Annotated in this window: 21 protein-coding genes; 11 read left to right on the plus strand and 10 right to left on the minus strand. The window is 65.5% G+C overall.

Features of this window, described 5'->3' with window-relative positions:
* Window positions 1-50: 50 nt before the first annotated feature.
* Window positions 51-878, plus strand: coding sequence for an oxidoreductase (locus G6N55_RS09085; protein ID WP_085226057.1), 828 nt, complete (start codon window positions 51-53; stop codon window positions 876-878).
* Window positions 879-1,017: 139 nt separating this feature from the next.
* On the opposite strand, the gene G6N55_RS09090 is transcribed toward G6N55_RS09085, so the two are convergent.
* From G6N55_RS09090 to G6N55_RS09100, 3 genes are read right to left on the minus strand one after another with little or no spacing between them, the layout of a single operon-like run.
* Complete coding sequence (locus G6N55_RS09090; RefSeq protein WP_085226055.1) at window positions 1,018-2,601, minus strand: AMP-binding protein; 1,584 nt, start codon at window positions 2,599-2,601, stop codon at window positions 1,018-1,020.
* Window positions 2,602-2,627: 26 nt separating this feature from the next.
* Window positions 2,628-3,353 carry an alpha/beta fold hydrolase gene (locus G6N55_RS09095; RefSeq protein ID WP_085226053.1) on the minus strand — a complete coding sequence of 242 codons (726 nt, stop codon included), beginning with the start codon at window positions 3,351-3,353 and terminating at the stop codon, window positions 2,628-2,630.
* 12 nt (window positions 3,354-3,365) lie between these two features.
* Window positions 3,366-4,547 carry an acyl-CoA dehydrogenase family protein gene (locus G6N55_RS09100; RefSeq protein ID WP_085226052.1) on the minus strand — a complete coding sequence of 394 codons (1,182 nt, stop codon included), beginning with the start codon at window positions 4,545-4,547 and terminating at the stop codon, window positions 3,366-3,368.
* Window positions 4,548-4,841: 294 nt separating this feature from the next.
* Here G6N55_RS09100 and G6N55_RS09105 point away from each other — a divergent pair, with 294 nt between their 5' ends.
* From G6N55_RS09105 to G6N55_RS09125, 5 genes are all read left to right on the plus strand, one after another.
* Window positions 4,842-5,861 (plus strand): AraC family transcriptional regulator, encoded by a 1,020-nt coding sequence (locus G6N55_RS09105; RefSeq protein ID WP_085226050.1) that lies wholly within the window; start codon window positions 4,842-4,844, stop codon window positions 5,859-5,861.
* 149 nt (window positions 5,862-6,010) lie between these two features.
* Entirely contained in the window at window positions 6,011-7,219 is a 1,209-nt protein-coding gene (locus G6N55_RS09110) for an acetyl-CoA C-acetyltransferase (RefSeq protein ID WP_264000922.1), read from the plus strand.
* A complete protein-coding gene (locus G6N55_RS09115) occupies window positions 7,216-8,010 on the plus strand; it encodes an enoyl-CoA hydratase/isomerase family protein (protein WP_179968135.1) in 795 nt (264 codons plus the stop codon). Before G6N55_RS09110 ends, G6N55_RS09115 begins: the two co-directional genes overlap by 4 nt.
* Window positions 8,007-9,170 carry a CaiB/BaiF CoA transferase family protein gene (locus G6N55_RS09120; protein ID WP_085227031.1) on the plus strand — a complete coding sequence of 388 codons (1,164 nt, stop codon included), beginning with the start codon at window positions 8,007-8,009 and terminating at the stop codon, window positions 9,168-9,170. Before G6N55_RS09115 ends, G6N55_RS09120 begins: the two co-directional genes overlap by 4 nt.
* A gap of 3 nt (window positions 9,171-9,173) precedes the next feature.
* On the plus strand, window positions 9,174-10,469 hold the full coding sequence (locus G6N55_RS09125; protein ID WP_085226046.1) for an acyl-CoA dehydrogenase family protein: 1,296 nt from the start codon (window positions 9,174-9,176) through the stop codon (window positions 10,467-10,469).
* Here G6N55_RS09125 and G6N55_RS09130 read toward each other — a convergent pair.
* Window positions 10,466-11,152 (minus strand): MspA family porin, encoded by a 687-nt coding sequence (locus tag G6N55_RS09130; protein WP_372517569.1) that lies wholly within the window; start codon window positions 11,150-11,152, stop codon window positions 10,466-10,468. The two genes, G6N55_RS09125 and G6N55_RS09130, sit on opposite strands and share 4 nt — an antisense overlap.
* 204 nt (window positions 11,153-11,356) lie before the next feature.
* Between G6N55_RS09130 and G6N55_RS09135 the strand changes: the two genes are divergently transcribed.
* Window positions 11,357-11,602 carry a hypothetical protein gene (locus G6N55_RS09135; protein WP_139827050.1) on the plus strand — a complete coding sequence of 82 codons (246 nt, stop codon included), beginning with the start codon at window positions 11,357-11,359 and terminating at the stop codon, window positions 11,600-11,602.
* A gap of 21 nt (window positions 11,603-11,623) precedes the next feature.
* Here the strand turns inward: G6N55_RS09135 and G6N55_RS09140 are convergent, their stop codons facing one another.
* Window positions 11,624-12,583, minus strand: a complete 960-nt coding sequence (locus G6N55_RS09140; protein WP_085226042.1) for a phosphotransferase family protein — start codon at window positions 12,581-12,583, stop codon at window positions 11,624-11,626.
* Window positions 12,583-13,383, minus strand: coding sequence for an SDR family NAD(P)-dependent oxidoreductase (locus G6N55_RS09145; RefSeq protein WP_085226040.1), 801 nt, complete (start codon window positions 13,381-13,383; stop codon window positions 12,583-12,585). The genes G6N55_RS09140 and G6N55_RS09145 overlap by 1 nt, the downstream gene beginning before the upstream one ends.
* Window positions 13,384-13,562: 179 nt before the next feature.
* Here G6N55_RS09145 and G6N55_RS09150 point away from each other — a divergent pair, with 179 nt between their 5' ends.
* A complete protein-coding gene (locus G6N55_RS09150) occupies window positions 13,563-14,198 on the plus strand; it encodes an HD domain-containing protein (RefSeq protein ID WP_085226038.1) in 636 nt (211 codons plus the stop codon).
* Here the strand turns inward: G6N55_RS09150 and G6N55_RS09155 are convergent, their stop codons facing one another.
* Window positions 14,199-14,669: a DoxX family protein gene (locus tag G6N55_RS09155; RefSeq protein ID WP_085226037.1), complete on the minus strand. Its 471-nt coding sequence runs from the start codon at window positions 14,667-14,669 to the stop codon at window positions 14,199-14,201.
* A 4-nt stretch (window positions 14,670-14,673) separates the two neighbouring features.
* On the opposite strand from G6N55_RS09155, the gene G6N55_RS09160 reads away from it, so the two are divergent.
* Window positions 14,674-15,012 carry a DMT family transporter gene (locus tag G6N55_RS09160; RefSeq protein ID WP_085226035.1) on the plus strand — a complete coding sequence of 113 codons (339 nt, stop codon included), beginning with the start codon at window positions 14,674-14,676 and terminating at the stop codon, window positions 15,010-15,012.
* Here the strand turns inward: G6N55_RS09160 and G6N55_RS09165 are convergent.
* A complete protein-coding gene (locus G6N55_RS09165; RefSeq protein ID WP_085226034.1) occupies window positions 14,984-15,934 on the minus strand; it encodes an alpha/beta hydrolase in 951 nt (316 codons plus the stop codon). The two genes, G6N55_RS09160 and G6N55_RS09165, sit on opposite strands and share 29 nt — an antisense overlap.
* Before the next feature lie 82 nt (window positions 15,935-16,016).
* Here G6N55_RS09165 and G6N55_RS09170 point away from each other — a divergent pair, with 82 nt between their 5' ends.
* Complete coding sequence (locus G6N55_RS09170) at window positions 16,017-16,724, plus strand: cysteine peptidase family C39 domain-containing protein (protein WP_372517568.1); 708 nt, start codon at window positions 16,017-16,019, stop codon at window positions 16,722-16,724.
* On the opposite strand, the gene G6N55_RS09175 is transcribed toward G6N55_RS09170, so the two are convergent.
* The gene (locus tag G6N55_RS09175; protein WP_085226031.1) at window positions 16,721-16,906 is read right to left on the minus strand and encodes an alpha/beta fold hydrolase; all 186 of its coding nucleotides are present in this window, start codon (window positions 16,904-16,906) and stop codon (window positions 16,721-16,723) included. The two genes, G6N55_RS09170 and G6N55_RS09175, sit on opposite strands and share 4 nt — an antisense overlap.
* A gap of 154 nt (window positions 16,907-17,060) precedes the next feature.
* On the opposite strand from G6N55_RS09175, the gene G6N55_RS09180 reads away from it, so the two are divergent.
* Window positions 17,061-18,134 carry an NAD(P)-dependent alcohol dehydrogenase gene (locus tag G6N55_RS09180; protein WP_085226029.1) on the plus strand — a complete coding sequence of 358 codons (1,074 nt, stop codon included), beginning with the start codon at window positions 17,061-17,063 and terminating at the stop codon, window positions 18,132-18,134.
* A 1-nt stretch (window position 18,135) separates the two neighbouring features.
* Here G6N55_RS09180 and G6N55_RS09185 read toward each other — a convergent pair whose 3' ends face one another.
* On the minus strand, window positions 18,136-19,632 hold the full coding sequence (locus G6N55_RS09185; protein WP_232078952.1) for an MFS transporter: 1,497 nt from the start codon (window positions 19,630-19,632) through the stop codon (window positions 18,136-18,138).
* Window positions 19,633-19,904 lie beyond the last annotated feature (272 nt).

Genomic DNA, 19,904 nt, shown 5'->3' on the forward strand with positions numbered 1-19,904 from the left:
GCTGCGGGCACAATGAGTAGCGAATCGCCCGACACCGAAAAGGACCGCCCATGCCCACCTGGCTCATCACCGGCTGCTCGACCGGACTCGGCCGAGCGCTCGCCGAAGCTGTCATCGAGGCCGGACACGATGCCGTCGTCACCGCACGCGACGCCGCCAAGGTCGCCGATCTCGCGGACATCGCGCCCGATCGGGTGCTGCCCGTCGCGCTCGACGTCACCAAGCCCGACCAGATCGACTCGGCCGTACAGCAGGCGCAGCAGCGGTTCGGCGGGGTCGACGTGCTGGTCAACAACGCCGGCTACGGATATCGCGCCGCGGTCGAGGAAGGCGACGGCGCCGAAGTCCGCACCCTGTTCGAGACGCACTTCTTTGGCGCGGTCGCGATGATCAAGGCCGTCCTACCCGGCATGCGGGCCCGCCGCAGCGGCGCGATCGTGAACATCTCCTCGATCGGTGCGCAATTGACACCGGTGGGCTCGGGCTACTACGCCGCCGCGAAGGCAGCGCTCGAGGGCATGAGCGGCGCACTGCGCGGCGAGTTGGCACCGCTCGGCATTTCGGTGACAGTCGTTGAGCCGGGTGCGTTTCGCACCGACTTCGCCGGACGCTCGCTCGTCCAGTCGACCACCGTCATCGACGACTACGCCGCAACCGCGGGACAACGTCGCAAGGAAAACGACACCATGGACGGCAACCAGGCCGGCGACCCCGCCAAGGCCGGCGCCGCGATCGTCACCGCCGTCGAATCGGGCGAGCCGCCGGCATTCCTGCTGCTGGGTCCCGACGCGCTCGCGTTCTATCGCTACACCGCGGACGCCCGTGCGAGCGAGATCGCGAAATGGGAACAGCTGACCAGCGGCACGAACTTCGACTGACTCAGGACCGTTCGTCCGAAGCGATCCGTTTGGCAAGCGCCCGTGACTGTTTGGCCACGTAGCCGATCAGCGCGGGCACGACGCCGCCGTCACGCATGTGTCGTGCTCGAGGCCCGCCGGATAGCGGCTCGTGCCATCGTCATGATTGGCGTGCTCGCAGATCCCTACGAAGAATTTTGCCCGTCGGCGATTTCGGGATCTTCTCGACGAACTCTACCTGACGAATCTTTTTGTAAGGAGCCACTTTTCCCGCGACGAAGTCAATGACCTCACCTTTCGAAAGCGCCACGCCACTTTGCCTTACCACAAAGGCCTTCGGGATCTCTTCACCCGAAACGTTGTGGGTCACACCGACAACCGCGACGTCAGCGATGCCTGGGTGGGTCAACAGGAGCGCCTCGAGTTCGGCCGGCGCGACCTGATAACCCTTGTACTTGATGAGCTCCTTGAGCCGGTCAACGATGTACACGCAGCCGGCGGCGTCCACCCGCGCCAGATCACCGGTATGCAGAAATCCGTCCGCGTCGATGATCTCCGCGGTCGCGGCAGCGTTTCCCAGATAGCCCGCCATCACATTGGGGCCGCGGAAGCACAGTTCACCCGGCTCGCTCAAGCCCGAAGAGGGAACGGGTATTTCGTCCCCGGTCTCGATGTCGACGAGCTTGCTCTCCGAGTTCGGAACGGTCCACCCGCACGAGCTGATCGGAGCTTCCACGCCCTCGGGGTGCCGGCCTTCCAGCGGAATCACGTGGCTGGCCGGGCTTAGTTCGGTCATCCCGTATGCCTGCACGACGCGGCATCCGAGCCGTTCCGTGACCGCCTTGGCCAGTTCCTCGTCCAGGGGCGCGGCCGCCGACGTGAGGGTATGCAGGGAAGACAGGTCAAACGAATCGACCATCGGGTCCTTGGCCAACGCGACGGCCACCGGCGGTGCGATGTAAGCCTGTGTGACACGGTAGTTCTGGATGTGGGCCAAAAACGCGGCCAGGTCGAAGGCGGGCATGACGACGAGCCGCGCCCGGTTTCGCATCGCGGCACACAAAAGCCCGGTCAACCCGTAGCTGTGAAAGAAAGGAACCACCGCGATCAGTGTCTCATCGGGAACCACGCCTGACACTGGGTGCAATTGGGCTACGTTGGCGACGAGGTTGCGATGGGTCAGCATCACGCCCTTGGGTTTCCCGGTGGTCCCCGAGCTGAAGGGAAGCACGGCCACATGCGTCGCAGGATCGAAGGCGATCTCCGGACCTGCACTGCCACTTGGATTTACAAGGGCGTCAATATCGAGCAGCAGCACGTTGTCACTCGATAGGCCCGCCGCGTTAGCCGCCTCCTCGGCCTGCTCACGGAATCGTGGTGCTGCGATCAGCAGTCGTGCACCGGAATCTCGCAATTGACATGCGATCTCGTCCACGGTGGACAAGACGTTGATCGGCGTGGCCGTCGCGCCCGCCCGCAGGATTCCGTGCAACGCGGCCGCGAACGCCGCGCTGTTCGGCGACAGCAGCGCCACCACATCGCCGACACCGATGCCACGTTGAGCCAACTCGCAAGCGAAGGACTGGATCTGGGCGACCAGCGCGCGGTAGCTCAGCTCGGTCCCGGTCGCGGCCTCGACAAGGGCAACGCGATCGATGTCGGCCTCGCCGAGGTCGCCGAAGACGTACTCGTACACACCTGTGTCCGGAATGACAACGTCGGGAAACGGGCTTACGAAATTCATGATGACTCCTGTGCATCTGGGATGGTTCAGTCGCGACCGGCTTCGATGATCTTGTCGGCCAAACCAATTGGATCGGTGAAGATGACTTCGTGATTTCCCGGCATCTGGACGAGCCGGTACATCCCGAGCCGGCCGGACATGCGGGGATGCCAGCCCCACTCACCGGGCGGCAGCGTTATGTCCTCGGTACACACGACGTAGCTTTTCGGCGTGTCGAGCGCGTAGAACTTCTCCAAGTCCAGGGGTTCGCAGAACGGCCGGAAGGGCTGGGGCGATAGCCGATCGTAGGTCCAGCATGCCGTCGCCAACTCCGTACCGTTTACGAATCTCTGCCGCCAATACTCAAACGGCATCGTCACCGTGTCGTCTGCCGACTCCGAGGCCAACTGAGTCAGCATCGCTCGGTCTTCGGGCGGAATATTGTCGAGCAGACATTCGCCGTCATTGAGCACAAACCCGCTCACGAACACCAGGCGACTGACGTGCTCCGGAATGGCCTCGACCGCCTTGCAGATGATGGTGCCACCGAAACTGTGGCCGACCAGTACGATATCGCTCAGCCCGTTGTCGAGAACGAAATCCACGATCGATCGGGTCGCCTCCGCGTGGGTCACCGATCTGTCCGCATTCGGCCCATGACCGGCGATCGCCGGAGCAAACGCTTTGTGCCCTTTGGCATTCAAACGCTCGATGACACGATCCCACGACGAACCGTCATGCCACGCCCCGTGCACTAAGACAAACGTCGACATCCCCTGCCCCTTTCACACCAGCGGGGCAATGCGTTCGGACACGCCCAGCAGCGACTTTCCGTAGATCTCGTAACCGACAAAGGAATTCAATGCGGCGTGGCGCGCGGCGACGTTGGCGTCGCGCCAATACTGCTGCATCGCACTGGAATCGGCGAAGCTACCCGCGCCGTGAACATTGATCAGCGTCTGTATCGCTTCGAGCACTTGCCGGGCGGCATAGCCACACTGCGCGCGCACCAGAGCACGAAGTGGGTACCCAGCCTCGCCGTTGACGATCTCACCCGCGTCCAATGCGTCGGCGACCTCGTAGGCGTGCAGCCTGGCGGTCCGCAGCTTGAGCTTCGCCTCGGCGACCTGTATCTGCACTCCCGCCGAATCACTCTGGTGGGCAAAAGATGTGTTGGACAGCGACTTCGACGGAGCCGTTTGAAGCACCAGGTCCGCGGCCGCCTGACCGAGACCGAGCAACGGCCCCAAGAGAAGCAGGGCGGCCATCGGAGCCAACGGCAGGTGATACCCGGAGTCACTGTCCGATATCCGTCCGGTCGCCAGCGTGCCGAATGCGATCGCGCGGTGTTGCGGCACGAACACCTCTTCGGCCAACAATGTTTGACTTGCGGTACCGCGCATGCCGGCCGTGTGCCAGGTGTCGCGCAGCCGCACTTCGGACGCGGGCACGAAACACAGGAACGTCTCCATGTCGGCGCCGTCCTGACCGGGCACCACGACGCCAATCGATGCCCAGTCGGCATGCGGGGCGCCCGATGCGTATGACCAGCTTCCGCTGATCGAGAATCCGCCATCCACGCGTCGCGCGCTGCCCGGGGCCAGCCCGCCGGCGATCCGGGAGTCGGGCACACCGAAGATCTCGGATTGGGCCTTCTCCGAACCATGCCGCGCCACGACCGCGGCCGTGGCTGCGATGCTCACCAGCCACGCCGCCGATGCATTTGCCTGGCCGAGCGTTTCAGCGATCTCGAGCATCGTCCGTTGCCGGGCGTGCACTCCCCCGAATCGACGCGGCTTGAGCAAGCGAAAGAAGCCGGCGTCGGTCAGCGCATTAATCGCTTCGTCCGGCAGCTTGCGCATGGCTTCACTTGCCAACGTGCTTTCGCGAAGCAGCGGCTGCAATCGCACCGCATCCGCCAACAGCTCCTCGTGTGCTGCGGGACACTGTGCTGATGATGTAGTCATCTCACTCCGATCGCGTCTACGAAATCCGTTGTCGGATAACGCTTTCACAGCGAGGCTAGAGTCGCTAGAGCCGCGATACCTCTTATCAGTACAGTTCGCGCAACGTTTGAGACACTTTGCTACGCGTACTTAGGTTCGTCCTCCTACCGGGGCCGGCAACCCGCGAACGCCCAAAAGTGCTAATCCGCAATAAATGTGACGTCCGACACATTAAGCGATCCGTACCGGCATGCGCCGCGAATGCCCGAGTAGTCCGCTCAAGCGGACTGCGATGCGGGAGAAGCGGAGTTCGAAATGGGCGAGAAAAGCCAACCGTCTATGGTTGAGGAACTCAAGACAACCGATGCCTTCAAGCAGGTCGCCAAATTCTTTCCGTGTCTGCAAACACTTGGCCCCTTGGACCGGCGCAAGCCGTTTTCGCTGACCCAACGTGCCGCCACCGTCGGGCCGATCAGCGTCCTTGACCTCGCCTTCAATGTGGATGCCTGCATCCGCTGCCCCTACGACCGGCCGTTTTACCAAGTCAATATTTTCGCGTCCGGACAATTGCAGCTATTCCAGCGCGGCACCTCGATTACCTATGCGCCCGGGCTTGCCAATATTTGTCTTCCCGAGGGGGAACTGCACGTTCCCCGCTGGCCAGCGGGCTGCCGAATGGTCGCATTGCGGGTAAGCCGCAATGCGCTCGAGGACACGCTCGGCGAGGCGCTCGGACGCCCGTTGACCACGCAAATCGAATTCGACCCGTCCATGGTTACTACCAAAGGGCCCGCACGCAGCTGGATGCACATGTTCACCGTGTTCGCCCACGAGCTCTTTCGAACTGATAGCGCCCTGACACAACCGTTGGTGGCGACGCCCTTCGTGGACAGCTTGCTTCACGCATTGCTGCTTGCCGCCGACCACCCATACCGGGGTGTGCTAGCAGAACGTACCAAACTTGTTGCACCCCAAACGATTCGGCCCGCAGTCGACATCATAGAGTCGGAGCCCCATCTGCCGCTGACGGTCTCTTCCCTGGCCGCCGAATGTCACGTCAGCTCGCGCGCCCTGCAGCAGAGCTTCATTCGCCACATGGGCATGTCGCCGATGACGTACCTGCGGCAGGTGCGGTTGAGGCGCGCGCATCAGCAGCTGCTCGAGTCGGATCCCTCAATCGAAACCGTGGCCTCGATCGCCAAGCGCTGGGGGTATTCGAACGCCGGACGGTTCGCCGCGGCGCACGCCTCCCGGTACGGCGAAACACCGGCGGCGACGCTGCGTCGCTCGGGACACGCGACGTCCCTAACGCAACCCGACACGACGACGGCGTAACCAGGGCGCCGATCGCCGGACAAGACCGAGAATGGCTTCGCTCTTTTGGAGAGGGTTATTCTCCAAAGTCGAGAGACGAATTACGATCAATACGGATCCGCCGTCTCGAACCCCTCGCACAACGATCGGAGCCCAACATCGACGCCTGGATTCTCGATGCGGTACGCACGCCCCGTGGGCGGGGCCGCCCAGACGGCGGGCTGCACAACGTACATCCGCAGACGCTCTTCGCGACCTGCCTCACGGCGCTGGCCAAACGCACCGGTTTCGACCCCGCTGACGTTGATGACGTGATCGCCGGCAACGGCATCCTGTCCGGTGACCACGGCGACGACATCGCGCGCCTGTCCGTTCTGTTGGCAGGCTGGCCCGAGACCGTGCCCGGGATGACGCTCAACCGCTTCTGCGGTTCGGGTCAGCAAGCGGTCACCGTCGCGGCGTCCTCGATCGCCGCGGGCGCCGACGATCTGGTGATCGCCGGCGGCGTCGAATCTATGTCGCGGTGGGGCGTCACAGCCGGTGTGCCGACGATCGACGGCAACAACGCGGACTTGCGTGCGCTTTATCCGACTGTTCCGCAGGGCATTTCGGCTGATCTCATCGCGACTCTCGAGGGCTTCACCCGCGAGGTCGTCGACACCTACGCCGCACTGAGCCAGAACCGGGCCGCCGCCGCGATCGACGAGCGAAGATTCGATCGCTCCCTGGTCGAAGTGGCCACACCCGACGGCACACTCGGCCGCGACGAGCACCCCCGCCCCGGGACCTCCCCCGAGACGCTGGCGCGGCTGCGGCCGGCGTTCGCGGCGATGGGCGCGACGGGTGTCGACGGCGAGCACCGCACGTTCGACGAGATCTGCCTGCAGCGCTACCCCGGCATCGACCACGTCGAGCACGTTCACCACGCGGGAAACTCCTCCGGGGTGGTCGACGGCGCGGCAGCCGTGTTGCTCGCGTCGCCGAACTGGGCACGCACCAACGGGGTAAAGCCGCGTGGTCAGATCCGGACGGCCGCGGCGATCGGCAGCGAACCGATCATCATGCTCACCGCACCCGGACCGGCCGCGCAGCGCTGCCTGCAGCGCGCCGGCATGACCGTGGCGGACATCGACCTGTGGGAGATCAACGAAGCATTCGCCGCCGTCCCGCTCAAGACGATCCGCGACCTCGACATCGATCCGGACCGGGTCAATGTCAATGGGGGCGCGATCGCCCTGGGCCACCCCATCGGCGCGACGGGCGCGATGTTGATCGGGACCGTTCTCGATGAACTCGAACGTCGGGACCTGACAACAGGACTGGTGACCATGTGTACCGGCGGCGGCATGGGTACGGCGACGATCATCGAGCGGGTGTGACGATGCCGAACACGCTCGAACTCGACCGGCCGCGCGACGGCGTCGTCGTCCTCCGGCTGAACCGCCCCGAGCGGCTCAACGCGATCAACGAGGTTATGCAAACCGAATTGATCCAATTGCTAGGCGATTTGGCCGACGACGGCGCAGTACGCGCCATCGTTCTCACTGGCGCCGGTCGGGGCTTTTGCGCCGGGCTCGACATGCGCGACTTCGGGCCCAGCATGGTCGAGGCCGACGCACCCGCGCTGGACCGGATGCGCTTTCAGGAAGGAATGGCCGCACTGGCCGAAGCCCTGCGCGCGCTGCCCCAGCCCGTGATCGCCGCGGTCAATGGCCCGTGCGTCGGCGCGGGATTCGCGCTGTGCCTTGCCTCCGACATCCGGATCTGTTCGGCGACAGCATCGTTCGGCAACGCCGCGATCCTGCTCGGGTTGTCGGGCGCCGAGATGGGCATGAGCTACCACCTGCCCCGCATCGTCGGGACCAGTGTCGCCGCCGACTGGATGCTCACCGGGCGCACGGTCTCGGCGACGGAGGCCGACCGGCGCGGCCTGATCAGCGAGCTCGTCGAACCGGATCGGCTGATCGACCGCGCGATCGAGCTGGCGTCGCTGATCGCGGACCTGTCGCCGCTCGGCGTGCAGCTGACCAAGCGTGCGCTGCAGGTCAACACCGACGCCGCGAACCTGTCCGCGGCGCTCGAACTCGAGAACCGCAATCAGGTGATCTCGCACGCCACCGAGGAAGCGGCCGCACGCCGGCAAAAGTGGTTTTCGGGACCGAGGCGGTGAGCGGTCCCCTGCGCGGGGTCCGCATCGTGATGATGGGCGGCCTCGGGCCGGCCCCGTTCTGCGGGATGTTGTTGGGGGACCTGGGCGCTGACGTCATTCGCGTCGATGCGCTGGCGGGCGTGGACGGTCCACTCCCCGTCGACTACACGGTGCGCCGCAGCCAGCGGTCCGTTGCCGTCGACGTGAAGGATCCCCGCGGCCGCGACCTGGTGCACCGGTTGGTCGCCGACGCCGACGCCTTCGTCGACGTGTATCGCCCCGGCGTGGCCGAACGGCTGGGCATCGACCCCGATGCGTTGCGGGCGCACAATCCTGGTCTCGTGTACGCGCGCATGACCGGCTACGGACAGGACGGGCCGCTTGCCGGACATGCCGGCCATGACATCAACTACCTCGCGCTGGCCGGTGCCCTACATGGCATCGGCACCGCTGAATCACCCATTCCGCCACTCAATTTGGTCGCGGACTACGGCGGCGGCGGAATGCTGCTGGCGGTCGGCCTGCTCAGCGCGATTCTCGAGGCCCGCGAGTCGGGCGAAGGTCAGGTGCTCGACGTCGCGATGGTCGACGGAGTCGCGACCCTGCTGGCGCCGTACTTCGGGATGGTGCCCGCCGGCACCTGGCGCGACCGTCGCCAGGACAACCTGCTAGACGGTGCCGCGCATTTCTACGGCGCCTACGCCACCGCGGATGGACAGCACGTCGCCGTCGGTGCGATGGAACCCAAGTTCTACGCCGAACTCTGCGATCGTCTTGGCGTCGACGTGCCGCATGACGACGACGAGCCGGCCACCTGGGCAGCACACCGCGCGGCGCTGGCGGCCCGCTTCGCCGAGAAGTCCCGCGACGAGTGGGAACGACTCCTCGACTCACCGGGATGCTGTGCGACACCGGTGCTTTCGCTAACCGAGGCGCCGCGCCATCCACACCTTGTCGCGCGGGAAACCTTCCTCGACGTCGACGGGATCACCCAGCCCGCGCCGGCCCCACGCTTTTCGCGCACCGTGGCAGATGCGCCCTCGTCGCCGTCGTTGCCGGGCGACCACACCCACGCCGTGCTGCGCGAAATGGGATTCGACGAGCACGCCGTCACCGAACTGGTGCACGCCGGCATCGTGGTACAGAGCGCGGCGCCAAGCGTTGACGAACGAAGGAGATGACAGATGTCGTGGGATTTCTCCACCGATCCGCAGTGGGCACAACAACTCCAATGGGTCGAGGATTTCGTGCGCACCGAGTGCGAGCCGATCGACCTGATCGTCAAGGAGTCGCACGACCTCAACGATCCGGTACGCCAGGCGCTGATCCCCCCGTTGCAGGAGATCGTGAAGGAGCGCGGGCTGTGGGCCACCCACCTCGGGCCGCACCTGGGTGGTCCGGGATTCGGCCAGGTGAAGTTGGCGCTGCTCAACGAGATTCTGGGCCGCTCGGAATGTGCGCCGATCGTGTTCGGTTCGCAGGCACCGGATTCCGGCAACAGCGAGATCCTCGCGCACTACGGCACGCCAGAGCTCAAGTCGCGCTACCTCGAGCCGCTGCTGGACAACCGCATCGTGTCCTGCTTCTCGATGACCGAACCGCAGGGCGGCGCGGACCCCAAGGTGTTCACCACGTCCGCGGTCCCCGACGGCGAGCACTGGATCATCAACGGGGAAAAGTGGTTCTCGTCGTTTGCCTCGATGGCGTCGTTCATCATCGTGATGGCGATGACCGACCCCGATGCGCCACCGTATCAACGGTATTCGATGTTCGTCGTGCCCGGCGACACGCCCGGCATCAACGTGATGCGCGACGTCGGACTGGGGTATCAGCCCCCCGGCGGCGGGCGGGAGGGCTACGTCCGCTACGAGAACGTCCGGGTGCCGGCCGATCACATGCTGGGCCCGCGGGGCGGGGCATTCGTGGTGGCGCAGACCCGTCTCGGCGGCGGTCGCATCCACCACGCGATGCGCACGGTCGGCTTGGTTCGCCGGATCTTCGACATGCTCTGCGAGCGCGCCGTGTCGCGCTATACCCAGGGCGAGGCGCTCTCCAACAAGCAACTCGTGCAGGAGATGATCGCCGATTCGTGGATGGAGATCGAAGCATTCAGGCTGTTGACCCTTCAAACCGCTTGGAAGATAGACCAATTCAACGACTACAAGGCGGTGCGCGCTGACATCTCCGCGGTCAAGGCGATGATGCAGAAGGTGCTGCACGACGTGTCGGCACGGGCGCTGCAGCTACATGGATCGTTGGGGACCACGCATGAGATGCCGTTCGTGCAATACCTGGTGGAGTCCTTCGTGCTCGGCCTCGCCGACGGCCCGACCGAAGTGCACAAGGTGACGCTGGCCCGCATGTTACTCAAAGACCGGCAGCCCGCGCCCGATCTGTTTCCCTCCGAACATCTGCTGCGGTTGCGCGCGGCCGCGGAGGCCAAGTTCGCCGACAAACTGGCAGGCATCCCGCGCGGTTAAACCGCTTTGGTTTCGCCGACGTAGGACAACACCACGTCGGACTGATCGGTCATTCGGGTCAGCGTCGCATAGGAACGGATGAACGACTGCCCCACGCAACCGTCGATCTTGACGTGGAAGTTGCTGATCATCACCCACGGATTGGAACCCCTGAACTGCTTTTTGGTTACCGGTATCACGATCACGAAACCGGGCTTGAGTCCCACGTTGATCGAGCCGCCCACCGGGGCGGAAAGCACCGGCAGGAAGTTTCCCGGTACGGGAAACGCGCCGGTGAATCCCAACGATGGTGTGAGACCGGCATTGCCGCCCAACTCGACGCCATTGGACGTGCTCATGTCGATTCCACAACCGATCTCGTAACCCACTTCGAGCAGGCCCTGCCCCGGTTCGGGCCCCCGCAGCGAACCGACGAATATTCCGCTCGAGAGGTATTCACGAGACGAGACGGCGGTGGTCAACGGGGCCACCGGAACTTGCATCTCGTCCTTGGCGCCCAGGCCCAGGATCCAGCCGTCGGGAGTATTGACGGTTACCGGAGGATTCGACGGCACCCGTCCGTCGTCTGCAGCCGTGGCGGCAACCGGCTCGGCCTGCGGATCGCCACCCGCTGCCGGAGCCACGATCACCGACACGGCGACGCACACGGCAACCACCGCAGCACGACGTACGACCTGGGCAATCGGCCTCACGCGCAACAACGTATGTGCCGCGATATTCGAGGCCGCAAATTTGCTGGCCGGTCCGGTGAAATTGTGTTGCGTTTGTAACTGATATGCGATGTTGCGCTGGCACTGCCGGTTGGTTGCCGATCTTTATCGATATTCGGCATTCCACGCCGCTAGAATTGCGAGCGTGACGCACCGCAGACGACAGGGAGGGCGGCGATGAATATTTGTTCGTACGCTCGCGGACTTGTTGCCGGTGCGATCAGCGTCATGGCCCTCGGGTGCGGTACCGGTCTGGCGCACGCCGACCCGAGCAGCCCACCGATGCCCCCCACCCTGAACCAACTCGAGATCGCGGACGCTCCGTCGCTGTTCACCAATCCGGCCGATCGGGGCCGTCCATTGGAGAAGAACTGGGACGGTTTCGGAATGTATTGCCAAAATATCTTCGTCCGGTGCGGGTAATCGGCTCGCGGTCCGGTCGGCTCACTCCACCATTGACCGCGCCCGCGCCAGTAGCCGCGGCAGCGCCGGCGCCATAGCTTCCCATTCCTCGCGGGGCGCAGGCCTGCGGCGGTTGTGTTTGACGATCAGCGACCAGGTCGCCGCCGACTTGAAACAGGCCAGCGCGCTGAACCAGGCCAGGTCGACGACCTCGTGCCCCAGCTCGTGCTGGTAGATCTCGGCGAGTTCGGCGACCTGCGGCGCGAGACCGGCCGACGCCGGAACACGTTGGTAGGTCTGCGGATCGCAATTGATCAGAAACCAGCCCGCATCGATTCGCGGATCACCGACCGACCAGATCTCCCAATCGATCACCGCGTTGACGCTCGCCCCGGCGGTCAGCAGGTTACCCAGCCGAAAGTCACCGTGTACCACGCTGGGTGCGACAGCGGTTGGTGCGCAACGCAATAACGCGTCGCGCACACCCTGCCAGCCGGGCACGAGTGCGGTGTCGACGGTCCGCAACGTCTGGCACCAGCGCTCGACCTCCGAGACCGGATCGATGACCGGTTCCCCTTCCAGCCCGAGATCGCTCGGTGACAGACCATGCAGCGCGGCCATCACCCGGGACGCGTTTCGGTAGCGATCTGCCACCTCCGGTGATGACGGACAGCCGTCGAACAGCGGCTCTATGCAGTCACCGTCGACGTGTGACATCACGAATAGCGGAGGGATCAGGGGTGGATCTCCCGAGTCCTCCCACAGCACGTCGGGCACCGGAACCCGGCTTGTGGCAAGGGCTTTGAGAATACGGGCCTGCCGCAGCACATCGCGGTGCGCGATCGGCTCGACACCGGGCGGGGCGAGCTTGATCACCACCGGTCTGCCGGATCGCGAGCCTCGAAAGGTCAAGCTGGAGGCGCCACCGGCCAGCGCTGTGACGTCCGTGACGCCGGCTCCCGTGAGTCGCCGGCGCAGCTCGTCGCAATCGACGTCGACCATCAGCCGGCGGGCTGAAACCAACCGACCTCGGCGAGGAAGGTCTGGGTATGCGCGATCCGGCCGGTCAGGGTTTTCGGGTCGCCGGTGCACAACCGCAGTGCGGTCTCGGTGATCAGTTCGATGTCCTCCGTGTCGGTCTTGGCCAGGTCGAGGGTGCCCGCCCCCGGGGTTGCCACGGGATTGGACGGAGCGGCCGCGTTGACGGCGATGCCGTCGTCGTACAGTTCCGCGGCAAGGCTTTTCGTCAGCCGGTTAAGTGCCGCCTTGACCGTCCCGTAGATGCCGAAGCCGGCGGTTCGGTCGAATTCGGAAAAGGGAGGACCGGGCGGTAGGTCGCCGCCGACCGATGTCAGGTTCAGGATCCAGCCCCGCCCCCGGTCGCGCATCGCGGGAATTGCCAACTGGCTCAGATGCAATGGCCCTAGCACATGCATTTCCATCATGAGCCGGGCGCGCCGCTCGGGAAACCCGTCCAGGGGCCGCAGGAAGGTGACCGCGGCGTTGTTCACCAGGATGTCCGGAGCGCCGACGGTGTCCACCACTTCGCCGAACAGCCGCTCGCGCTCCTCGGCCTGGGAGAGATCGGCTTGGACGGCAATGGCCCGGCCGCCCGCGGCGACGATCTCGTCGACGGTCTCGCGCAGCGATCCGTGGTACTTCGGATCGGGGTCCATCGTGCGCGCGGTCAGCGCGACCGTGGCGCCTTGCGCGGCAAGCCGTGCCGCGATCGCCTTGCCCAGCCCTCGGCTGCTGCCGGTGACCAGAGCCACCAGTCCGTCGCATCGTTGGTTCGCGGTCATCGTCGACCCTCCTCGGGACGGTTGGGGAAACGGAAATGGCTTCTCCAAACTAGAGAATGCCATTATCACTGATCCACCGGGAGTACCAGCACGGTGTCCCGGCATCGTGGCCTAAATCGTGGGGACTGTGTCTTTTTAGCCACTCACACCATGGCGGCAGCGGCTCTTACGTTCTGTTCATGCAGGTCATACCCACTCTCCCCGACACGTCCGTCGCACAAGCCGCCACTCGGCTGGCGCAGTCGACCGAGTCACCGTCAGTGTTCAACCACAGCGTCCGCAGTTACCTGTTCGGTGAGTTGGTCGCCGCACACGAGGGCATCCGCCCGGGCGCCGACTACGACGGGGACGCCCTGTTCCTGGCATGCGTGCTGCACGATCTCGGTGCCGGCTCCGCGGCGCCGGGCAAGGAAAGGTTCGAAGTGGAAGGCGCCGACCTCGCGGCGGCACTGCTGACCGAACACGGCTGCGAGCGACGGCTCGTCGACGGCGTGTGGGAGGCCATTGCCTTGCATACGTCGACGGGCATCGCCGACCGGCGCGGAGCCCTGTGCCACTTGTTGAGCAGCGGCGCGAGTATGGATTTCGGTCTCAACGCCGAGTTCATCGACGAGGAAATCGCCGCCGCGATCCATGCCTGCTATCCGCGGATGTCCATGGCACGCACGCTGCTGGATGCCATCGCCGCGCAGGCACAGCGCAGCCCCGGGGCGGCGCTGCCCTATACATTCCCCAACCAGGTGCTGCGTGAACGCCAGACCGATGGCATCACCCTGCTCGAACTCGCGGCCGCGCACGGCCGATGGGGCGACTGATCAGATTTGGCGTCGACGCCGAGCGTCGATCGAATAGCGGCCGCCCCCGAGGAAGACCAAAAGGAAGAAGCCGAAGCAGAACAGGATCGCCGGCGTTCCGCCGTTGCCCGCCGGTCGATCACCGATCGGCCACAGCGTATGTGGCTGATGCATCCAGAAATAGGCGATCGCCATTTCGCCCGAAGCGATGAATGCCGCAGCGCGAGTGAACAATCCGGTGCCGACCAGTAGGCCCGCAACGAGTTCGATGACTCCGGCGTACCAGCCGGGCCACCTCCCGACCTCCTCGGGCGATATCGCGCGGACGGGCCAGCCGAACAACAGCATCGAGCCATACCCGGCGAAGAGGAAGCCGTAGACCAACCGGAACAGGCTCAGCACCACCGGCGCACACCGGTCCAGGCGCTGGTTGAGTTTTGTCGTCACACGGGCAACGGTACGGCCGTCGGCAAGGGGGTGGTGTAGACACATCCGTATGCAAGGAGGCGCACTCACGTACCTGCTCCTGTTCGGCGCGATCATCGCGGAGGTGGTGGCGACCAGCCTGCTCAAGAGCACCGAGGGCTTCAGTCGCCTGTGGCCGACCGCGATCTGTCTGGTCGGCTACGGCGTCTCTTTTGCGCTGCTGGCGTGGTCGATCCAGCGGGGTATGCAGACCGACGTCGCCTACGCGCTGTGGTCGGCGATCGGCACGGCGGCCATCGTGCTGATCGCCGTACTGTTTCTGGGCTCCCCGATTTCGGTGACGAAGGTGATCGGAGTCGGGCTGATCATCGTCGGCGTGGTCACGTTGAACCTGTCCGGCGCGCACTGAACGCGCCGACGGCTTGCGTCCAGACGAGCAATCGCTGCCAGAGCCGCAACCGGCTCGACGCCATGTTGTGGCAGTGCGCGCTGTCGGGCAACACCACCGTGGTGATGTCGGAGCTATTGCAATAGAGGGCGGCCTCGGCGCGCGGGTTCGGCGAGACGTCAACCACGCCATAGCCGAGCAGCACCGGGACGTCGATCAGCGCGGCGCGCTCGGCGACGACGCCGGGAATCATGGCCGTCCCGAATATCCGCGGCACCACCGACTTCGCGGTCACGCAGTCGGCTGCCACGACATCGGCGGGAACGTCGTCGAGATGAAACCAGCTCTGCAAGTGCTCGCGCGGGCCTTCGAAATAGGCTTCGGGAAGAGCCGACAGGATCTCCCGCGCCAGCACCGCGCGACCGTCCGCGTTAGCAGCGCGGGCAATGAACGCCGGGTCCAGGTTCAGCGGTGCGACATGCTGATTGGTGCATCCCAAAATCGCCAGCCCCGCATAGCTGCCGAACAGCGCATGCTGAGTGATCGCCAGGTAGCCGCCCAGCGAATGCGCGACGGCAATCGGCGGCGCGTGGTCCCCGGTCGCGGCGGGCAGCTCGGAGATAGCGCGAGCGAGCGCGGCAGCGATAACGGCGAAGTCGAAATCACGTGCGGGCTTTGAGCTTTCGCCGGTTCCCAATGGATCGACCGTCAGCACCGAATAACCGTTCTCGGTCGCGAATTCGGCGAAGCTGTAGCCGCTGTGGCCGACGACATGCAGATCCCAGTATTCGCGGCTGTAGGTACCACCGGGCAGGCAGACGAATACCGCCGGGGCCGCATCGCGGTTGCGCGCCGGGTAGTAGGTCGCGGCCAGAAATGCCTGCTCCCCGATCACTTCGCTGACGTCGAAACGCAACGGCGTGCGCAGGGGGGCAGAAGTCACGACCAGACCCTAACGCCTGTTGCGGCGCCCGGACCGGGACTCCAAGAATTCGTAGAGGCCGGGACGAGAGCCTCTTCTCGTGATCAGGATTGCCACCGTCGCCGGCGCCGCCGCCGTCGCGATTCTGACCGGTGCCGCCACGCTAGGCCTGGCGGTAGGCACGGCCCAGGCCACTCCCGGTAACGCTCCCAGCGGCGCGGGCATCCGCTACGGCGATCCGACGGCGGCCGCCCCGTTCTGGCGCTACCAGCAATACGACGACGACTGCGTCGAGATGGCGGTCGCCGATGTGGTTGGAGAACTCACCGGCGCTCAGCCGTCCGAGCACGAAATCGTCGCGCTGGCTCGGTCGACGCCCAGCAGCGTGCACCCGGGTCCGGTCTACAAGAAGCCGACGAGGCACCGCAGCGGCGACGGCACCTCGTTCGACGATGAGCCGACGCTGCTGGCGCACTACGGAATCCGCGCGGTGAGCACCGACAGGGAAAGTGCCGCAACGACCCACGTTCCGACGGGCATGGCGGCGCTGGAGCAGGATCTGGCCAAGGGCCGCAAGGTCATTGCCGGGGTCAACGCCGAAGTCATCTGGGGCGATCCCGTCGAGGACAAGGACTCGCACGGCAACCCCCTGGCCAACCACGCGGTGGTGGTCACCGGTATCGACACCGCGGCCGGCGTCGTGCACCTCAACGACAGCGGCAGCGAGCAGGGCCGCGACGAGCAGGTGCCGATCGACGTCTTCGTCCGCTCGTGGGATGGCAGCGACGATCAGATGACGGTCACCGACTAGGCGCGGGCCGTCAGCGGCACGCTCAGCAGGCTGATCAGCGCGTCGGTCAGCACAGGTGGGCGTTCCTCCATGATGTAGTGGTCGCCGCCTCGCAGCCGGATCAATTCGGCGTGCGCAATGCGCTCGGCCAGTTCGCGCGCGGTGCTGAACCGGATATAGGGATCGCGGTCGCCCCAGATCACCGAGACCGGGCACCCAATGGACCGCCATCGCAAACAGCTGTTGCCAGCGCGATAGTTTGCTGGCATTGTCAGGATCAAAGTGGCTGTATCACAACATGTCTCAAAACCACCGCGGTCGGGCGGGTGTCTTTGACGCGCTGGGAAGGGGAACGTCATGAAGATGCGGGCGGCTCGGATGCACGGATACAACGAGCCGCTGCGGCTCGAGCAGATCCCCGTCCCCGACATCGGCCCGAACGAGGTCCTGATCAAAGTGGCGGCCGCCGGCATGTGCCGCAGCGACTACCAACTGGTCGACGGCTATTTCCGCGAAAACTTTCCGCTCACGTTCCCCATTACGCCGGGTCACGAGGTGGCGGGACGAGTGCACGCGGTGGGTGCCGAGGTGCCCGCATCGGCGGGCCTGGCCGAGGGCACGCTGGTGGTGGTCAACCCGAACTGGGGTGACGGGCAATGCCGGCAATGTCACGAGGGCAATGAGCAACTCTGCGCCGCCGGGCAGCTGGCGGGGTTCGGGCCGCCCGGTGGTTTCGCCGAGTACATGCCGGTGCAATACCGCCATGTCGTCGCGGTACCGGCGCGGGCCGATCACACCCCACAGATGCTGGCCCCGCTGACCGATGCCGGGCTGACGCCCTACCGCGGCATGAAAAAGCTTGCCGCGGCCGGAAAACTCGGCGGGGGCCGCACCGTGGTCGTCAACGGCATCGGCGGGCTCGGGGGCTACGGGGTGCAGTACGCCCGATTGCTCGGCGGCGGGGCGACGGTGGTGGCATTCGCCCGCAACGATGACAAACTCGCCGTCGCAAAGGAAAACGGCGCCCATTTCACCGTCAACACGCGAAACAAGACGGCCGAAGAGGTACGGAACGAACTGGAAGACCTGACCGGCCGCCGAGAAGTCGACGCGGTGCTTGACTGCGCGGGAGCCAAAGAGTCATTGGAGCTTGGGTTTTCGATCCTGGGGAAGGAAGGCGCACTCACCTGTGTCGGCCTGATCGGGCAGCAGGGCGCACAGGTACCCATATTTCCGTTCGTGAGCGGAGAGAAGTCGTACTCGGGATCGTTCTGGGGCAACCACAACGACTTGACCGAGGTTCTCGCGCTCGCCAGCCAGGGGCTGATCAAACACCACATCGTCCCGGTCGAATTGGACGACATCAACGAGCGCCTGGATGCGTTGGGGCGCGGCGACGTCGTCGGACGCGCCGTCGTCATCTTCGACTGAACTAGGCGGCATCCTGGGCGGGCCTCGGGTGCCTGGTGGACGGGTCTTGGCAGGCGTGGTTGATTCCCGGCAGCACCTGGTGTGCGACGTCCGCGCCGGTGCGAATGGTCACCCATGCGGTAATTCCACCGATCAGGCAGACACCCGCGGTCATGAGCATCGCCAGCGAGAAACCAGGGCCGAGTGGTTGGCCGGGTCCCGCGCTGATGCCGGCGGCGACCGGCAGCACGGCGACGGCGAGGAGTCCGGCGACGCGCGAAATGGCGTTGTTGACACCGGATGCGGTGCCCGCGTAGTCGTCGTGAACGGCGGCGAGGACCGCCGCGGTCAGTGGCGCGACCGTGATCGCGAGCCCGAGGCCGAACGCGACCACGGCGGGCAGCACCGCACCCGGATACGTCGTCCCGGGCACGATGCGTGCCATCAGAGCCACGCCGAGGGCGGCGACGAACGGTCCGACCGTCATCGGGATTCGCGGGCCGGTTCGCTGCGCGAGCTCGCCTATCCACGGGGAGCCGATCAGCATGATGATCGTCATGGGTAGGGTCGCCAGCCCACTTTCCAGCGCGGTGTAGTGCAGGCTTTGTTGAAGCTGCAGGACCAATAGGAACAACGCACCACCGACTGCCGTGTATACGGCCAACGTGGTGAGGTTGGCGCCGGCGAACTGCCGGGAACGAAAGAGCTTGAGCGGCAAGAACGGTGACTGCACCCGTCGTTCGATCAGCGGGAAGGCGGCCAACCCGGCCACACCGATCGCGACGCCGGCGACGGTCGTCAAAGTCCAACCGCGGGACGGAGTTTCGATCAGCGCGTAAACCGCCCCGGCCAAACCGACGGCGACAGCGGCGGTTCCGAGTACGTCCGGGCCTCCGGCGGCGGTCGGATTCCGGGATTCTGGGACGTGGCGCACGGCGATCCATGCCACCGCCACCGCGAGCGGAACATTCAGGAAGAACACCCAGCGCCACGACGCCGAGTCCACCAGCCAGCCACCGATGAACGGGCCCAGCGCCGTCGTCACCCCGGACATACCCGCCCAGATTCCCACCGCGCGACCCCGGTCGTCATCGCTGATCCCGGCGTCGATCAAGGCAAGGCTGCCCGGCACCAATGCGGCCGCGCCGACACCTTGGACCAGCCGGGCGACGATCAACCAGCCGATGGTCGGGGCCAGGCCGCAGGCCAATGACGCAGCGGTGAAAACGGCCAGCCCGACAAGAAAGACACGGCGCCGGCCGTAGCGGTCGCCGGCCGCGCCCCCGGAGAGAAGCAGGGCGCTCAGCGTCAGCAGGTAGCCATCCAGCACCCACTGCTGGCCGGTCAGATCCGCGGCCAGCTCCCGCCCGATCGTCGGCAGCGCAACGTTGACGACGGTGCCGTCCAGCATCGCCAGGCCCGAGCCGAGGACCGCCGCCGCGATCAGCCAGCGTGCACCGGCCGACGCCAACGGCAGTTGGCGTGGCTGGACGATGCCACCACACGTCGGGTGATCCACTGCAGAGAATCCTGCCCGCTCTGGGGCTCCCCCGCCAACGCCGTTTCGTCGCCGGTGCGTGGGGTTGCGTTCACGTAGCGGTCGTCAATTTCGCGCCTGGTGTGCAAAAACCGCTGCCAGACTGACGAACTGCGCGGCAGGGCAGATCGGTGCGATACTGCCACCACATCTAGGGAGTAGGACTCACATGACCGATCTCGATCAGACCCCCTCCGACGCAGTGTCTGCCGCCGGTTCCCGACCGGCGGACCTGGCCGAGCACTCCCGCACCG

The sequence above is a fragment of the Mycobacterium florentinum genome, from assembly GCF_010730355.1.
GTDB classification, from domain to species: domain Bacteria; phylum Actinomycetota; class Actinomycetes; order Mycobacteriales; family Mycobacteriaceae; genus Mycobacterium; species Mycobacterium florentinum.

What these genes read in the sequence shown, in the direction of transcription:
- G6N55_RS09085 (WP_085226057.1), top strand. Translation starts at nt 51, where the DNA reads ATGCCCACCTGGCTCATCACCGGCTGCTCGACCGGACTCGGCCGAGCG.
- G6N55_RS09090 (WP_085226055.1), bottom strand. Translation starts at nt 2,601, where the DNA reads ATGAATTTCGTAAGCCCGTTTCCCGACGTTGTCATTCCGGACACAGGT.
- G6N55_RS09095 (WP_085226053.1), bottom strand. Translation starts at nt 3,353, where the DNA reads ATGTCGACGTTTGTCTTAGTGCACGGGGCGTGGCATGACGGTTCGTCG.
- G6N55_RS09100 (WP_085226052.1), bottom strand. Translation starts at nt 4,547, where the DNA reads ATGACTACATCATCAGCACAGTGTCCCGCAGCACACGAGGAGCTGTTG.
- G6N55_RS09105 (WP_085226050.1), top strand. Translation starts at nt 4,842, where the DNA reads ATGGGCGAGAAAAGCCAACCGTCTATGGTTGAGGAACTCAAGACAACC.
- G6N55_RS09125 (WP_085226046.1), top strand. Translation starts at nt 9,174, where the DNA reads ATGTCGTGGGATTTCTCCACCGATCCGCAGTGGGCACAACAACTCCAA.
- G6N55_RS09135 (WP_139827050.1), top strand. Translation starts at nt 11,357, where the DNA reads ATGAATATTTGTTCGTACGCTCGCGGACTTGTTGCCGGTGCGATCAGC.
- G6N55_RS09140 (WP_085226042.1), bottom strand. Translation starts at nt 12,583, where the DNA reads ATGGTCGACGTCGATTGCGACGAGCTGCGCCGGCGACTCACGGGAGCC.
- G6N55_RS09145 (WP_085226040.1), bottom strand. Translation starts at nt 13,383, where the DNA reads ATGACCGCGAACCAACGATGCGACGGACTGGTGGCTCTGGTCACCGGC.
- G6N55_RS09150 (WP_085226038.1), top strand. Translation starts at nt 13,563, where the DNA reads ATGCAGGTCATACCCACTCTCCCCGACACGTCCGTCGCACAAGCCGCC.
- G6N55_RS09155 (WP_085226037.1), bottom strand. Translation starts at nt 14,669, where the DNA reads ATGTGTCTACACCACCCCCTTGCCGACGGCCGTACCGTTGCCCGTGTG.
- G6N55_RS09160 (WP_085226035.1), top strand. Translation starts at nt 14,674, where the DNA reads ATGCAAGGAGGCGCACTCACGTACCTGCTCCTGTTCGGCGCGATCATC.
- G6N55_RS09180 (WP_085226029.1), top strand. Translation starts at nt 17,061, where the DNA reads ATGAAGATGCGGGCGGCTCGGATGCACGGATACAACGAGCCGCTGCGG.